The sequence below is a fragment of the Mesorhizobium sp. WSM4833 genome (assembly GCF_055811095.1).
Window position 1 is genome coordinate 439,125 of sequence record NZ_JBVVQG010000002.1, and the last position, 15,638, is coordinate 454,762.

Below are 15,638 nucleotides of genomic sequence, written 5' to 3' on the forward strand. Positions count from 1 at the left end.
CTCTGGGGGCGGGTGCTCCTAGCCGCCCACCTGGGAACTGCAGACCCCTCTTTGTTAGGAATGATATGCGCCGGGGGGGGCGGCGCCCCCCCCCCTTCGCGATTGGCACGATAGACCCGGTAAGTCTTCTATTCCCGATCACGACATAAATAGGCTCGGCCCTAGACGGCAGCTTCACGCCTCATGTCGGTCCTGGAACTGAATTGTGCGGCGCCCGAGAACGGACATCGCCTGCGGTCGCGGTTGCGCCAAATAGGACAGGCTGAGGAGCCAAACTATCTCCCCGTCGGCACTGTTTGCAGCATTTCCGAGAGGCTTCGCTCCTGCTGGCCTGTGAACGCAAGGTCCAGGCCGGAAAGCAGATCGACAAGGTGACTTCTCATCAAGTCTGCCGCGGCCTTGGCGTCATGGCGTTCTATGGCGTCAACAAGGGCGTGATGGGCATGGCTTTCGCAGGTTGTGTCCCGACGCTTCCAATAAAGGGCTATAATCAGAGAAGATCTCGATAAGAGATCCTTGACAAAACCCGCAAGGGTGGCGTGCCCAGCGATGTCGGCGATCGCGAGGTGGAACCTCGCGGACAGAACGATCGCTTCGCCGTCCTGATTGGCATGCAGGGCTTCGTGCTCCATGGTCAGATGGTGCCGCAATTGCTTGATGGCCGCCGGCTTTGCCACTTCAGCGGCAAGCGCGGCCACCTTTGGCTCTATAAGCGCGCGAGCTTCGAATACCTCTCGTGCTTCCTGTTTTGTCGGCTGGGCGACAAAAGCACCACGGTTCGGCTCCAGACGAACAAGCCGATCATGAGAAAGGGCCTGCAATGCCTGACGAACCAAGGCCCGGCTTACGGAATAAATCGACGAGAGCTCGTCCTCGGGAAGCTTCGTCCCAGGGGGGATACGATGGCTGATGATCGCTTCGCTTAGTGCTCGGTATACCGGGCTCCAGCGCGCGAGTTGCGCATCCCCAGATTGTTGACCTTGATTTGGTGACTTCATGCTCGGTTGGCGATCTCTCAGATTTTGTCTGGCTATCATGAGTGAGGGCAAAAATCCACAATCATGGCCTGGGATGTGCACAATTCATGCGTAGCACGTAAGATCTTGCATGCCGAAATACCAGTTCTTCCACCACGCCCGAGCTAGCCGACCGGAGAGAAAGGAGAAAACATCCCGGCGAACGATTTGGGCCGAGGTCGTTGATATCCGCCTTGCACGGCCGTCAATAGGCCCAGATGGACAAGACCTTCGCAAAGCCGCACAGCGCAAGATACACCTTCGAGAACCGGAACGCCCACCTGGTGGGTAAGCGCCAGAGCAAGGTCGGCCATTCCTGCGCAGCCTAAGATGATCGCCTCGGCCCCGTCCTCGTCAATCGACCGCTTGATTTCCTTCGCAATGCGATCGTGCGCGTTGGAATTCGGACGCTCCAGCTCCAGGACAGGAACATCACACGCCCGGACGCCCGTACAACGGACCGATAGTCCATACCGGATGAGGTTCTGTTCGACCGAGGGAATGGACTGCCGGAGTGTGGTTACAACTCCAAAGCGCCCGGCAATCAGGCTCGCCATGTGGAATGCGGCCTCGCCAATCCCCAGCACCGGTGCTCTGGTCGTGCACCGCGCCGCATCGAGCCCGGTATCGTCGAAGCATCCAATGATCACCGCATCGGCGGTGCCGCGATGACGAATAATCTCGCCGATGAGGCCGGGAACGGCAAAGGCCTGATCATAATAACCCTCGATACTTGGTGGCCCATCTTGCGGGTTGACGGTCACGATCGTCGTCGACACGCTCGCCGCCCGTCGCGCCGCTATATCGATCGTTGCCGTCATCGAGGCTGTCGTGTTCGGATTGATGATGAGAATTTTCATTGTGCCTTCGGGGGAAACTTGGATGCGTCGGAAGGTGCGGCCGGAAAGGGAAAATCGAATACAATCTCATGCTAGATTGTAAACAATTGTACCGCCTGTCAAGCGAGTTGCCTGATTGGGATCGCTTTTTGGGCTATTTCCCTACCCGGAGCCCTCTTCACCGGCCTACGTTTCGTTATCAGTAGATCACGCCTTTTCTCGATTGTGGAAAAAGATTGTTGACGTGAGTGGAAAATTTTGTTCACAATGTCCGATACGATCCAGACTCCAACGAGATCGCTTCAACCAAAAGAGGGTAACAATGAACAGAGATCCTGTCGCAAACTCAACTATGGCCACCCTGCTGGCCGCGAACCAGGTGAGCCGACGCACCGTATTGAACGGGATTGTCGCCGCGGGAGCCACCGCACTGGCCTCGCCCCTCTTCATTCGCGGGGCAAGGGCATCGTCCGGTCAGGTGAATGTGCTCGGTTGGGCCGAGGAGTTGCCCGACTCGGTCACCAAGAAGTTCACGGCCGCAACCGGCATCGAGATCAAAATCACGCCGTTCTCGTCCAACGAGGAGCAGATGAACAAGCTCATGGCGACCGAGGGTGAGGGTTTCGATCTATGCCAACCCACGGTCGATCGGGCTGCGCAGTTCAAGGATCTTGGGGTATTGGCGCCGATCGACCCAAACAAGATCCCCATCGACGATATCTTGCCGGCCGTAATGCAGGGAATGAAAGCCTGGCAGTCTGCGGAAGGACTTTTCAGCTTGCCGCATTGCTGGGGCACGGAAGCCATCGGTTGGCGTAGCGACCTGACGAAGCTCGACTACAAGACGCTGAGCTACGGTACCCTGTGGCAGGAAGAATATGTCGGCAAAGTGCAAGGCAAGCCGGACACGCTGCTGCTTGGAATTGGCCTTTGGTTCGATGCATCGGGAAAGCTGCCGTCAAATCGTATGCTCGACAGCTACAAAGACGAGCCGACGATGAGGAAGATTTTCGATGAAATTCTGAAGTTTGCCGTCGCTCACAAAGCGCAGATCAAGCAGTTTTTCGACACGTCCGACTTGGTCAAGTCCGGTTTCATGGAGAATGGATGCGTCATCGGCCAGGTGTGGGACGGGCCGGCACTTTCATTGAAGAAGGAAGGCAAGCCAATTCAGTACATGGCTCCGCAGGAAGGGGCTCAATCCTGGATAGACGGGCTGTCCGTGGTCGCCGCGTCCAAAAATGTTGAACAGGCCTACGAGTTTCTCAAGTTCCTTTATACGCCCGAGGTCTCGGCCATGGTGGCGGAGGGTTCCGGCTATAATGGTGTCATGAAGGGAGCTGATGCTTTTCTTTCGGCCGAAACCAAGAAGAGTTTTGCCGAGGCCTATCCTGAAGATGCCTTGTCGAAACTTTGGAGCCGCCCGGAAGAGCCCGGCTGGTACGGGGCGGCGCGCAACGAGTACGCCGAAAAGTTCAAGGCAGCCTAGCAACCAAGGGCGGGTTGATCGGCCCGGGGCGGGCCGGAAACCTGACTACAGCTAGACTCAAAAGCAGAGGGACTGTGTTGCACATTTCTGGCGTGTCCGATGCCGCACCGGGACGAGGATCTGTCGAGTTGTCGGAACTGGAGGTCCGGTTCGGCGATTTCGTGGCAGTCCACCGCACAAATCTGAAAATTGAATCCGGCGAGTTCTTCAGTTTCCTCGGGCCTTCGGGATGTGGAAAAACCACCCTGCTGCGAACCATTTCGGGTTTCATGGAGCCGACCGTCGGACAGATCAAGATCGGGGGGGTGGACATGAAAGGCGGCGGTCCCAACAAGCGGCCGACCGCATTGATCTTTCAGAATCTGGCCTTGTTTCCTTTGATGACGGTCGCCGACAACATCGGTTATGGCCTACGTGTTCGCGGTGTTCCCCGGCCGACACGAGATGCCGCCGTCGAGCGCCTGCTCGATCTCGTTTCCTTGCCTGGCCAGGGCAAGAAAATGATTGCCGAGTTGTCGGGAGGGCAGAAGCAGCGTGTGGCTATCGCACGAGCTCTTGCGGTGGAACCGTCGGTCCTCTTGCTGGACGAGCCGCTTTCGGCACTGGATCTGAAACTGCGTCAGCACATGCGGGCAGAACTGCGAGCGATCCAGCAGCGGATCGGCATAACCTTCATCTACATAACGCACGATCAAGGCGAAGCGTTGGCCATGTCGGATCGCATCGCCGTCATGAATGCCGGTCGCATCGAACAAGTCGGAACGGCCAGATCTGTTTATTGCGACCCGAAGACCCCTTTCGTCGCGTCGTTCGTGGGCGAGAACAATGTGATCCACGGGCAGGTCAAAAAGGTGTCGGGCGCCGAGGCAGTGATAGCGACGCCACTGGGGAATCTTGCGGGTCGAACCACGGGAACACTGCGGCAAGGAGATCAGGCTGCGTTCTTCATTCGGCCGGAGACTCTGAGGTTGCAAGACTCAGCATGTGATTTCAGTTTCTCGGGGGAGGTCACCGAGGTGTCCTACGAAGGAAGCACCTCGCAAATAGTGCTTAGAACGGACACTGGCCAGCGCATGCTGGCGCGCGCGACCACGAGCAGGACATTTGCGCCTGTCGCGGGCGAACGGATCCATGTCGGCCTCGATCGGGCTGATGGGATAATCATGGCTGCCGACGGGAGCGGCTCATGAGGAGCCAGGTCGTCCTGTATGTGATTTTTCTGCTGCCCCTGACTACGGTGGTCCTGCTGATCCTGGGCAGCCGGTACGACCGCCGGTCGGGCACGGTGCGGGGCCAGGGATTCCTGGAGCGAAACGGCGCCATTGTCGCCACCTACCTGGTCCTTGCCGCTTCCATATGGATATTCGTCACCATTATTTTTCCCCAGATTGCCATGGTGGATTTGTCTTTCCGCCCAAATCTGCCGCCCAGGCAGGCCGGCGGCCCGGATGATCATTATACTTTGGATAACTATCGGTATTTCTTGTTCGGGCCGCCAGGCAGCACCGATTTGTTCAATTTTCTACACCTTAATGCCTATGTCGCGACCATTGTCGCGAGCGTTTGCATAACCATATTCAATTTTTTACTCTGTTATCCGATTGCATATTTCATGGCGCAGTCCGCGTATCCGCGCACGCTTCGCCGCCTCATTGCTTTTTTGATATTGCCATATTGGGTGAACGAGGTTTTACGCGTATTCGCGATACGCCTGCTGCTGTCCAATTCCGGCATCGTCAACAACGTCCTGATCGGCACCGGTATTTTGACGGAGCCGGTGGATTTCATCGGCAACAATGTCGGTCTGTATTGGGGCCTCAGCTATTCCTGCATCCTGGTGATGGTGTTCACGCTCTACAATGCGCTGGAGAGCCTGGAGAAGAGCCAGATAGAGGCTGCCAGGGATCTGGGCGCGCCGTGGTGGCATGTTCACGCATTCGTCGCCATGCCGCATGCGAAGCCTGGAATTGCGTCCGGCTGCTCGCTGACATTCATGTTCTGCGTCGGATCACTGGCGGCACCGCTCGTGCTCGGCGGCCCACGGACCTTGTGGTTCACTCCCGTCATCTACAACCGGTTCTATCAGGCCCTGAACTGGCCTCAAGGTGCCGCCTACGCGTTCATTCTCCTGGTGAGCTGCGTGATTTTCGTCCTGGTGACCCTGCGGCTGTTCAGGCTGAAACTAGGGCAGATCGCGCGATGAAAGCCGAGCCGATGCATCGCGTAGCTTTCCGCATCTACCTGGGATTGTTCATGCTGCTGCTCTTGTCGCCGCTGGCGGTCATGGGGCTCTCGGCCTTCAACACTCCGAGCTATCCGCAAGCCTGGCCGATCGAGGGTTTTACCTTGGCTTGGTTCCGCAAGCTCACGACCAGCAGCGATCTGCTGGAAGGGTTGCGCAACAGCATCATCATCGCCGTCGCCGTCACGGCTCTGTCAGTGCCTATCGGTCTCGCGGCGGCGATCGTCATGAATCAGCTCCAGGCGAGATTCCGATCGATCTACTACCTCGTCGTTATTTCCCCAATGCTGACGCCCGGGATCATTACCGGGGTTGCCACCGTGGTCTTCTGGCGGGAGATCACCCGTCAGGCCGGGCTAAGCTATCTCTATAACGGGCTGCTCCTCAGCGTCATCGCGCAGACCACCTTCATCTCCAGCCTGTGCATGCTGATTGTTCTCGCTCGCCTGCAGCGCTTTGACCGAAGCCAAGAGGAAGCCGCCCTGGATCTCGGTGCAACTCCACTGCAGATTTTCTTTGGCATCACACTGCCGTTCCTTCGTCCGGCACTTGCCTCATCGGCCGTGCTCGCGCTGTTGTCTTCGGTGGAGGAATTCAACGCCACGACATTCACCATCCTGGCCGATAAAACGCTCACGACCGTGCTGGCCGGCCGCATACGCGTGGGCTTGACTCCAGAAATCAGTGCGTTGGCCGTGGTGATTGTCGCGCTGACCCTGCTCATTGCCGTTGGTTACGAAATCGCCAGCCGACGCATCGAGGCAACCAGTTCGCGCCGTTAGCGGCGGACAGACAGAACCCCAAGGAGTTCCAGAATGAAGACCATTCGCCTGATCGCGGAAGAACACCTCACATATGTTCCTCACCACGTTGCCGAGCATCTGGGTCTGTTCGAACGTCAGGGGCTTGCGATCGAGGTAAACTACGATTCCGGTCCGGGCGGTTCGTGGCTTGCCGATGTGTTGGCCGAGGGCAAGGCAGACATCGCGCGGGGCGGCGTGTGGATTCCGTTGATGTATCGCGGCAGGCTGGAAGAGTTGCGCATCTTCACCCAACTCTGCGGATTCAACACTCAAGTACTGATCGCGCGCGAGCCATATCTCAATTTCCAATGGAGCGATCTTTACGAGAAGAAAGTCCTTCTTCCCGCCGGCTCGACGAGTCAGTGGATGTTTTTAAAAGGTGTGCTGCGCGAAAGTGGTATCGATCTCAGCCGTATTCAGTTCATCCGCGACCTCGATGAAGCCACCACAACCCGGCTATGGCGGGGTGGCTTTACCGATTTCTATCTGACCTATTCGCCGCTTGCCGACGCGCTTCTCATGGAGGGGTTCCACCTGGCCGCAGACCTATCGGTGGTTGCCGGGGAGGTGCCTTGGAGCGTTTACTACACGACCCCCCGGTTCCTGGCAGGAAACAGGACGGAACTGACCAGTTTCGTTCGTGCGCTATCCGAAGCCAGCGAGTGGATCGGCGCGCATACGCCGGAGGAAATCGCGAACCTGATCTCTCCTGATTTTCAAACCATACCGATCCCCGTTTTAACCGCAGCAGTGCAGCGAATGCGCTCACACCAAACTTGGTCCGCCGATATGTCGGTGAGGCGCGAACCGTTCATGCGCTATCAGGGAATGATTGCCGCGTACGGGCTCATCGATGCGCCGGTCGCCTACAACGACATCATCGACACCATCAGCATCTAATGCTGTTTCACGTGCCAAGCGTCTGAGGGATCGATGGGACATTACGCATTTTCAAACAGGACAGAAAAGCTGCTCGAGGGGTTCGAGCCGAGTTTCGATTTCATACCCGTCGATCCCTTGCCTGAAGCTGAATTCGTCGACCGGTTGCGACGCATCCGGCGTGCGGCGGTCGTTGGTGAGTATGACGCGCTCATCGTCCATACCGACGATGTCGGCTGGTATCACACCTCGAACTCGTATTTGCGCTACATCTGCGATTGGTCGCGCGAAGGCCTTCTGATCATTCCGACCGATATCGACAAGGGCCTGCAGCTCGTATCCTTCTTCAGTGACTCGGTCGTGCTTCCGCCGGCTGGAGAACCTCTGCTGGTAGACAAGATATGGCAGGTCGGCTGCTGGGGCCGCGAATATGCGGACAGGCCAGGGGTGCCGATTCAGAAGGCAGTGACCTCGGTTCGCGACATCCTGGCCAAGATGGGACTGGGTAGTGGACGAATTGGGCTGATCGGCGACCACACATCCGCGCCTTACTGGGCAAAACTGGGCGCCGCATGTCCCGATGTCGAGTTCTCAGCCGAGAACGGCATTGTCGACCGAATGCAGCGTGTTCGATCCCCCAGGGAGATCGAACTGTTTCGCGCAGCAGGGCAACTCATCGATATCGGCATCCAGGCCGCGTATCATGTCATCCGGCCCGGGGTGACAGACTACGAAATCTATGCCGCCTTTACCTTTGCGCAGTTGTCTCGAGGGGGAGAGACGGGCGACGGCTATCAGATTGGTATCAACCCGTTTGGCACCCACTGCGGGCGACCTTACGGACATATTGTGGCTCCAGGCGATCTGATAAATCTTTACATTTCAAATGTCACGTATCGAGGCTACTTCGCGCAATCCTCCCGGATGATTGCCGTTGGCAAGATCAGCGCCAAGCAGGAGGAGGTCCTGGAGATGTGCGCGGAAGGCGTTCGACGCGCCACCGCTATGGCTCGCCCTGGTGTTCTGTTGCGCGATATCAACGAGGCCTCGTTCTCCCCATTCATAGAACTCGGATATCTCCCTGACGCAGAGGCTAGAACGATGCCCTTCAACTGGGAGTCGATGCCAGACGGGTCGGCAAGAGAGATCCTGCGGCAGTATGTTCCGGATGCTGACTGGGAACGTCAGGGCCGTCGCCTGGACCATATCTATCCGGCGCAAAGGGGGCCGCACAACCCCAACCTAGGTCACGAGGTTTCTATGCCAGGCATGCCTCTTTACAACATATCTTCGAACAATTTTGATCGCTTGGAACCGGGAATGGTCTTTGTGTTGCACTCGCAGTGGCTAGAGCCCTCCGTCGCAGGTGCCAATTTGGGGGATTGCTTCGTCGTCACATCGACCGGCGTGGAGAATCTAACCCGATACACTCCGGTTGAAACCCACAGAGTCTCCGTTTGAGATATGGGACCGGGATTGCCCTCAGGTCGATGGTTGTTCCCCTGAAGCTGACAGCGTATGCGAAAGCCTCCGATTTTCGGGCCTCCCCGGGATAGACGTTCTCGCCGCCGCGGATGACCATGTCCTTGACCCGGCTGACGTCGGCCATTGCCCAGCCGCAGCGCGAGCCAGCCCTCAAGCGCCAACCTGAGCCAGAGTTCATGGCACAAATATAAGAAATATATATGTAAGAAATACCACGATATGGACAGCGCCCGTCAAGAATGTTGTTCTTTCAGTACTAAAGCTCACATTGCATATGAAGAGCGCTAAAATCAAAAGCACTGTGTCAGTCGCTGGAAGCCCCAGGGTTAACCCTCTGCCCGTCAGCAGGCTGGCGGCTGCGACCGCCGGTATTGTCAAACCGATTGTGGCGCAAGCGGAACCCATCGCGACATTCAAACCGCGTTGCAGCTCATTGTTGAGCGAAGCGCGAACCGCCGAAATGGCCTCCGGCATCAACACCAGCCCGGCGATCATTGCCCCCACAATGCTGTCAGCCTGGGTCACCTGGTAGGCAACGAGCGTATCTTCGACGCTTGCCGCGACCTGCTCGGCGAGCATGACAATGCCGATCAGCCCGATCAAAAGCAGCAATGCGCCGGCAAAGACGCTTTCGTGAGGAGCAGTCCGCAACGAAACGCCGTGGGCTTGCCCTTCGACAAAGTCTTCCCGGTGGCGGACAGTCTGCGCGAACACGAAGCTTGCATAAAGCAGCACCGAAAGCACGCTCACAAAGCCAAGTTGAGCTGCCGAAAATGTGCCCGGCCCCGTAGCTTGTGTGTAGGTCGGCAGAATAAGCGTCATGATGGTCAGCGCGATCAGAACCGCCAAATATGCGCTGGTCCCTTGTCGAACAATTGCCTGCTTGCGATGGCGCCAGCCGCCAAGCGCGAGACACGTGCCGACGACGCCGGTGGATGCAATCATCACCGTTGAAAAGACGGACTCACGCGCAAGCGTAGGGTTGTTCTCTCCATGCAGCATCATGGAAACGATGATCGACACCTCGATTGCCGTCACGGCAAAAGTCAGCACCAATGTGCCGTAGGGCTCTCCTACACGCCGAGCCACAGCCTCGGCGTGGTCGAGCACCACGAAAATGGTGGTGAACATGATCGCACTCGAAAGCGCTCCGACGAGTATCCTGACGCCCAGCGAACCTTCGTCCGCCGACAGCCCGCCTGCCCTGACGGCGACAGCCATGACCAAGGCGGCCAGCGGCATCGCATATGAAGTCACCGAACGTCCGAAACCGCTCATGCAAGCCCCTGCGCGCTGCTGCGAACCGTGGCTGCATTCGCGCACCGACAGATCGAAGCGTTCACCCGTTCACGCCGTCTTCTGCGTCACCAAGCCCAGCTCCTCCACCATCGCCTCGCGCATCAAGAACTTCTGCGGCTTGCCGGTCACCGTCATCGGCAATTCGGTGCGGAAGCGGATGTGGCGGGGGATCTTGTAATGGGCGATCTGGCCGGCGCAGAAGTTTCTGACCTCCTGCTCGGTGGCGATCTGGCCGGGCTTGAGCACGATCCAGGCGCACAGCTCCTCGCCATATTTGGCGTCGGGAATGCCGAACACCTGCACCTCCTTGACCTTTGGATGGCGGTAGAGGAATTCCTCGACCTCCCTGGGATAGACGTTCTCGCCACCGCGGATGACCATGTCCTTCACCCGGCCGACGATGTTGCAATAGCCCTCGGCGTCGATGGTGGCGAGGTCGCCGGTGTGCATCCAGCCGTCGCTGTCGATCGCCTCGCGGGTCTTGTCGTCGTCGTCCCAGTAGCCCTTCATCACCGAATAGCCGCGCGTGCAAAGCTCGCCCGGTACGCCGACCGCAACTGTAGCGCCATCGGCATCGACCGCCTTGACCTCGACATGGGGGTGGATGCGCCCGACGGTCGAGACGCGCTTTTCCAGGGGGTCGTCGACGCCGCTCTGGAACGACACCGGGCTGGTCTCGGTCATGCCGTAGGCGATGGTCACCTGTTCCATATGCATCAGCGACACCACCTTTTTCATCACCTCGATCGGGCATGGCGAACCGGCCATGATGCCGGTGCGCAGGCTGGAGAGATCGAAGGCGGAAAAATCCGGATGATCCAGCAGAGCAACGAACATGGTCGGTACGCCATAGAGCCCGGTGCAGCGTTCCTGAGCCACAGCCTTCAGCGTGGCGCCGGCGTCGAACCCTTCTCCCGGGAAAACCATGGTGGCGCCTTTCGAGACGCAACCCATCGTGCCCATCGACATGCCGAAGCAGTGGTAGAGCGGCACTGGTATGCAGAGCCGGTCGTCGGCGGTCAGCTTGATCGCCGAAGTGACGAAATTGCCGTTGTTGACGATGTTGCCGTGGGTCAGCGTCGCGCCCTTGGGGGCTCCCGTGGTGCCTGAGGTGAACTGGATGTTGATGGCTTCGCCCGGCTTCAGCTTCTCCGAGATGCGGTCGAGGCTGTCATGCTCGTCACGCCCGGCCATGGCCAGCACATCACCGAAATTGAACATGCCGGGCGAGTTCTCGTCACCCATGCGGATGACGATCTTCAACGCCGGCAGTTTTTGTGCCTTGAGCTTGCCCGGCGTGGCCTTGGCAATCTCGGGTGCCAGCGTCTCGATCATGCCGAGATAATCTGACGTCTTGAACCTGGCAGCGGTGACCAGCGCCTTGCAGCCGACCTTGTTCAGCGCATAGTCGAGCTCGGTCAACCGGTAGGCCGGGTTGATGTTGACCAGGATCAGGCCGATGCGGGCGGTGGCGAACTGCGTCACCAGCCATTCCCAGCGGTTGGGCGACCAGATGCCGACGCGATCGCCTTTTGCCAGGCCCAGTGCCAGGAAGCCGGCGGCCAGCGCATCCACCGTGTCCGAAAGTTCGCTCCAGGTGAAGCGCTTGTCCTGGTCGACGAAGACGGCGGCGTCGAGCGTGCCGTATTTGCTGACCGTGTCGGAAAACAGCGCGGGGATGGTCTTGTCGAGCAGCGGCACGCTGCGTTCGCCACAGACATGCGCCCTACCATCGACGGGTGCGACGAAGACACCGCCCGCTCGCGCTCCGCGTCCGCGCAGATTGCTGGCATTCTTCAGCTCGTCGAGATTGACCGGCATCGCTCTCTCCTCCCGGGATGGCCGAGCCTATCAGCCTGAGGGGGTGGTGAAAATCCCGCCGATAGTCGTGGCAGGGCAACGATCCGGCCCACGACGCTTCGGGGCCTCCGTTGGTTGATGAACATCAAACGCAAAAACCCGCCTGGGCGGCGGTCACTGGCGCAAATCAGCACCATGGGCAAAAATGTAGCGTAGCTGCCCTCACCAGTCAAGGAAATAATTCCTATACAGGAAAACCCCGGCGCAAGGCTATCGACACCGCGGGACGGCCGCCGTCAGGGTTTTCAAGCAGGGTTCGAAGCCCTGAGGGGCAGCGGGCGAAGGCCCGCCGCTATCCGACCGCAGTCGCCATCTTCGCCGCGATGTCGCGCAGGACCGCTTCATCGGCCGCCGGCCGTGTCTTCCTGGACGCCACGAGACAAGCCTGCGAGCGCAGGACGAGGCCATCGCCCAGCACCTTGAGATGATTGGCGCGCAGCGTCGAGCCGGTGGTTGTGATGTCGACGATGACATCGGCCAGCCCCGCCGCCGGCGCGCCTTCGGTGGCCCCCAGGCTCTCGACGATGCGGTAGACCTGGATGCCATGCTTCTGCGAGAAGAATTGCTGGGTCAGCCGCCAGTATTTGGTGGCGATGCGCAGCCGCCGGCCATGGCGCTGGCGGAAATCGGCGGCGACGTCGTCGAGGTCGGCCATGCTGTCGACGTCGAACCAGATGTCCGGCACGGCCACCACGACATCGGCATGGCCAAAACCGAGACGGGCGACGATTTCGGCGCGGCTCTCCCAGTCGGCAAGGTTTTCACGCACCAGGTCCTCGCCGGTGATGCCGAGATCGACTGCGCCCTGGCCGATCTCGCCTGATATCTCGGAAGCCGACAGGAACACCACTTCGACATCGTCCAGGCCCTCGACGCGGGCGTGGTATTTGCGCTCGTCGCCGGGCAGGCTGACGGCTAACCCGGCTTTGGCCAGCACGTCCAGCGCCTGCTCTTTCAGGCGGCCTTTGGATGGGATCGCCAGCGTGATCATGGCGCCGTCTCCCGCAACGCCTCGATGCGGTCGAGCCAGACGGAAAAGCCGACGCCGGGGATAGGCGTCTTGGCGCCAAGCAAGGTCAGCAGCCGGTCATAGCGGCCGCCGCCGACCAGCGGCCGGTCGCCATTGTCCGCCGCGATTTCGAAAACCAGGCCGGTGTAGTAGTCGAGCGGGCGGCCGAACGCGGCGTCGTAGCGGATTTTATCGGCCGGCAAGCCATGCGCTTCGATCGCCTTGGCGCGGGCAGCGAACTTTTCCAGCGCGACATCGAGCGACAGCCCTGCGCCGGTGGCGAAGGTCTCCAGTGCCTGGGCCGCACCATCAAGCGGAACGTCGATCGCCAGAAAATCCTTCAGCGCGGAAAACGCCTCGCTCGACAGCCGAACGCTGCGCAATTCGGCTTTCTCGATCAGCCGCCGGGCAATGTCGGATGGCGAGCGTCCGGCGGACGCCGACAGGCCGGCCTCTTCCATGCCGCTGGCGATATGGGCGGAAAGACCGTCCAGATCACCGTCGAGGACCAGAGCGGCGACCGGACCTGAGAGCTGGCTGTTGCGCGGCGGGTTGGCGAGATCGGCGAGTGCCGCCTCAAGCATCGGCGCCGAGCCGAACGCGCGGGCAAGACGCATGCGCCAGCCGCGCGGCAGGCCAAGGGCGGCCAGCACCGCCTCGAAAATGGTCTGGTCGCCAAGCGTGATCGCCAATGCCTGGCCGGGCAGCACCAGCGATAGCAGCGCATGCGCGTCAGCCACCGAGCGGGCATCCGCTTGCGCGGTATCGCGGTCGCCGAGATCCTCGATGCCGGCCTGGAAGAACTCGTTGCCGCCTTCGCGGCGCTGGCGAAACACCTCGCCTAGATAGGAATAACGGCGCGGCGTGCCGGCCTGCGAACTTATGTGGTCGAGGCAGACCGGAATGGTGAATTCCGGCCGCAGGCACAATGTCTGGCCGGTCTCGCTTTCAGTCAGGAAAATCCGGCGGCGCAGATCCTCGCCGGCCATGTCGAGGAACGGGTCGGCGGGTTGTAGTACGGCGACCTCGACCGCATGCGTGTTGCGCGTGGCGAAAAGGTTGGTGATGTCGGTGGAGATGGCGGGGGTGCGGGAGGTCAACTTGCTGACCTCAGTGCTGCACGACCCTCTGGTCCCAAACCAGAGGCGCCAACGCGGCCTCTACTTGCCACGCGCCCTCTCCTCAGCCTGCGCCGCCAATATCTTCCTCACCTCGACGACCAGCTCGCCCTCCGCCACGGTCACCTGTGCCGGGCGCGCCGCGCGCCATTCGGCGTTGTCTGATATTTCGGCCGACATGCGCGCGCCTTCGATCAGGTCCTTGATCTGCAGCTCGCCCTTGGCGCGCTCGTCGCCGCCCTGGATGATGGCGACCGGACAGCCGCGACGGTCGGCATATTTGAGCTGCGCCTTCATACCAGCGCCGCCGAGATACATTTCGGAACGGATGCCGGCGGCGCGCAGCTCCGCCACCATCTTCTGGTAGCGGCCGAGGCTGTCGGTGTCCTTGTCCATCACCAGCACGACGACCGGCGCAATCACGTCCGAGGCATCAAGCTTGCCGAGGTTCTTCAGCGCGGTCATCAGCCTGGAGACGCCGATGGAAAAACCGGTTGCCGGCACCGGCTCGCCACGGAAGCGCGAGACGAGGCCATCATAGCGCCCGCCGCCACCGACCGAACCGAAGCGCACGATCTGGCCGTCTTCGTTGGGGATTTCGGCCAGAAGCTCGGCTTCGAAGACAGGGCCGGTGTAGTATTCGAGGCCGCGCACGACCGAGCGGTCCATGGCAATCCGGTCTTTGTCATATCCGGCCGCCCTGACCAGCGCTTCAATCGTGGCGAGTTCGCCGACGCCTTCCTGGTAGATCGCGTTCGAACTGACCATGGAATCCTGGCCGGCCTGTATAGTCCTCGCAGTCGCGAGAAGAACCGCCTCGGCTTGCCCGTTGTTCAACCCGGCGCCCTTGGCGAAGTCGCCTTCGCCCTCCTTGCCGCCGTCCCAGCGGCCCGGGCCAAGCAAAAGCTTCACGCCTTCCGGCCCGAGCTTGTCGAGCTTGTCGATCGCACGCAGCACCGTCAGCCGGCGGCCGGCATTCTCCTCGCCGCCAAGGCCGATCGCCTCCAGCACGCCATCCAGCACCTTGCGGTTGTTGACGCGGATGACGTAGTCGCCGCGCTTGATGCCCAGCGCTTCCATGACGTCGGCCATCATCATGGCCATTTCGGCGTCGGCGGCCACACCCGGCGTGCCGATCGTGTCGGCATCGAACTGCATGAACTGGCGGAAGCGGCCGGGGCCGGGCTTCTCGTTGCGGAACACCCAGCCTGAGCGATAGCTGCGGTAAGGTTTTGGCAGCCGCTCGTAATTCTCGGCGACATAACGCGCCGTCGGCGCGGTCAGGTCGTAGCGCAGCGACAGCCACTGATCGTCGTCATCCTGGAAGGAGAACACGCCTTCGTTCGGCCGGTCCTGGTCGGGGAGGAATTTTCCGAGCGCATCGGTGTATTCGATCAGCGGCTGGTCTGCCGGTTCGAAGCCGTAAAGCTCATAGACCGAGCGGATCGTCGCCATCATCTTCTCGACGGCGCGGATGTCCTCGGCGCTGCGGTCGGCAAAGCCGCGCGGCAGTCGCGCTTTCGTCTTTTCCGATTTATCGGCCATGGGGTGTTTGCTCGGCGTTTTATGATGCTTGCAGGTCGGCAATGTTGCGATTTT

13 protein-coding genes are annotated in these 15,638 nt (G+C 60.1%); 6 read left to right on the plus strand and 7 right to left on the minus strand.

The features are described from left to right. Positions 1–275: 275 nt before the first annotated feature. On the minus strand, positions 276–998 hold the full coding sequence (locus AC0L2D_RS05300) for a GntR family transcriptional regulator (protein WP_063172756.1): 723 nt from the start codon (positions 996–998) through the stop codon (positions 276–278). A gap of 143 nt (positions 999–1,141) precedes the next feature. Next, entirely contained in the window at positions 1,142–1,876 is a 735-nt protein-coding gene (locus AC0L2D_RS05305) for an aspartate/glutamate racemase family protein (RefSeq protein WP_473540532.1), read from the minus strand. Positions 1,877–2,207: 331 nt separating this feature from the next. On the opposite strand from AC0L2D_RS05305, the gene AC0L2D_RS05310 reads away from it, so the two are divergent. The 6 genes from AC0L2D_RS05310 to AC0L2D_RS05335 all read left to right on the plus strand — a co-directional run bounded on the left by AC0L2D_RS05310 (position 2,208) and on the right by AC0L2D_RS05335 (position 8,729). Then, positions 2,208–3,344: an extracellular solute-binding protein gene (locus AC0L2D_RS05310; protein ID WP_473540533.1), complete on the plus strand. Its 1,137-nt coding sequence runs from the start codon at positions 2,208–2,210 to the stop codon at positions 3,342–3,344. 128 nt (positions 3,345–3,472) lie between these two features. After that, entirely contained in the window at positions 3,473–4,534 is a 1,062-nt protein-coding gene (locus AC0L2D_RS05315; protein ID WP_473540534.1) for an ABC transporter ATP-binding protein, read from the plus strand. Continuing rightward, positions 4,531–5,547 carry an ABC transporter permease gene (locus AC0L2D_RS05320; RefSeq protein ID WP_473540535.1) on the plus strand — a complete coding sequence of 339 codons (1,017 nt, stop codon included), beginning with the start codon at positions 4,531–4,533 and terminating at the stop codon, positions 5,545–5,547. The genes AC0L2D_RS05315 and AC0L2D_RS05320 overlap by 4 nt, the downstream gene beginning before the upstream one ends. Next, complete coding sequence (locus tag AC0L2D_RS05325) at positions 5,544–6,368, plus strand: ABC transporter permease (RefSeq protein ID WP_082827471.1); 825 nt, start codon at positions 5,544–5,546, stop codon at positions 6,366–6,368. The genes AC0L2D_RS05320 and AC0L2D_RS05325 overlap by 4 nt, the downstream gene beginning before the upstream one ends. Before the next feature lie 33 nt (positions 6,369–6,401). Further along, complete coding sequence (locus AC0L2D_RS05330) at positions 6,402–7,289, plus strand: ABC transporter substrate-binding protein (RefSeq protein WP_275953928.1); 888 nt, start codon at positions 6,402–6,404, stop codon at positions 7,287–7,289. A gap of 33 nt (positions 7,290–7,322) precedes the next feature. After that, a complete protein-coding gene (locus AC0L2D_RS05335; protein WP_473540536.1) occupies positions 7,323–8,729 on the plus strand; it encodes a M24 family metallopeptidase in 1,407 nt (468 codons plus the stop codon). A gap of 198 nt (positions 8,730–8,927) precedes the next feature. On the opposite strand, the gene AC0L2D_RS05340 is transcribed toward AC0L2D_RS05335, so the two are convergent. From AC0L2D_RS05340 to hisS, 5 genes are all read right to left on the minus strand, one after another. Continuing rightward, positions 8,928–10,031, minus strand: coding sequence for a calcium:cation antiporter (locus AC0L2D_RS05340; protein ID WP_127366006.1), 1,104 nt, complete (start codon positions 10,029–10,031; stop codon positions 8,928–8,930). 69 nt (positions 10,032–10,100) lie between these two features. Next, the gene (locus tag AC0L2D_RS05345) at positions 10,101–11,873 is read right to left on the minus strand and encodes an AMP-binding protein (protein ID WP_473540537.1); all 1,773 of its coding nucleotides are present in this window, start codon (positions 11,871–11,873) and stop codon (positions 10,101–10,103) included. A gap of 331 nt (positions 11,874–12,204) precedes the next feature. Continuing rightward, positions 12,205–12,903 (minus strand): ATP phosphoribosyltransferase, encoded by a 699-nt coding sequence (hisG, locus tag AC0L2D_RS05350; protein WP_473540538.1) that lies wholly within the window; start codon positions 12,901–12,903, stop codon positions 12,205–12,207. Next, a complete protein-coding gene (locus AC0L2D_RS05355) occupies positions 12,900–14,021 on the minus strand; it encodes an ATP phosphoribosyltransferase regulatory subunit (protein WP_473540539.1) in 1,122 nt (373 codons plus the stop codon). Before AC0L2D_RS05355 ends, hisG begins: the two co-directional genes overlap by 4 nt. A gap of 60 nt (positions 14,022–14,081) precedes the next feature. Continuing rightward, positions 14,082–15,584, minus strand: coding sequence for a histidine--tRNA ligase (gene hisS / locus AC0L2D_RS05360; protein ID WP_473540540.1), 1,503 nt, complete (start codon positions 15,582–15,584; stop codon positions 14,082–14,084). Positions 15,585–15,638 lie beyond the last annotated feature (54 nt).

Excerpts from the sequence above, each read along its gene's own strand:
- AC0L2D_RS05300 (WP_063172756.1), bottom strand. The coding sequence starts at position 998 with ATGAAGTCACCAAATCAAGGTCAACAATCTGGGGATGCGCAACTCGCG.
- AC0L2D_RS05305 (WP_473540532.1), bottom strand. The coding sequence starts at position 1,876 with ATGAAAATTCTCATCATCAATCCGAACACGACAGCCTCGATGACGGCA.
- AC0L2D_RS05310 (WP_473540533.1), top strand. The coding sequence starts at position 2,208 with ATGGCCACCCTGCTGGCCGCGAACCAGGTGAGCCGACGCACCGTATTG.
- AC0L2D_RS05320 (WP_473540535.1), top strand. The coding sequence starts at position 4,531 with ATGAGGAGCCAGGTCGTCCTGTATGTGATTTTTCTGCTGCCCCTGACT.
- AC0L2D_RS05325 (WP_082827471.1), top strand. The coding sequence starts at position 5,544 with ATGAAAGCCGAGCCGATGCATCGCGTAGCTTTCCGCATCTACCTGGGA.
- AC0L2D_RS05330 (WP_275953928.1), top strand. The coding sequence starts at position 6,402 with ATGAAGACCATTCGCCTGATCGCGGAAGAACACCTCACATATGTTCCT.
- AC0L2D_RS05335 (WP_473540536.1), top strand. The coding sequence starts at position 7,323 with ATGGGACATTACGCATTTTCAAACAGGACAGAAAAGCTGCTCGAGGGG.
- AC0L2D_RS05340 (WP_127366006.1), bottom strand. The coding sequence starts at position 10,031 with ATGAGCGGTTTCGGACGTTCGGTGACTTCATATGCGATGCCGCTGGCC.
- AC0L2D_RS05345 (WP_473540537.1), bottom strand. The coding sequence starts at position 11,873 with ATGCCGGTCAATCTCGACGAGCTGAAGAATGCCAGCAATCTGCGCGGA.
- hisG (WP_473540538.1), bottom strand. The coding sequence starts at position 12,903 with ATGATCACGCTGGCGATCCCATCCAAAGGCCGCCTGAAAGAGCAGGCG.
- hisS (WP_473540540.1), bottom strand. The coding sequence starts at position 15,584 with ATGGCCGATAAATCGGAAAAGACGAAAGCGCGACTGCCGCGCGGCTTT.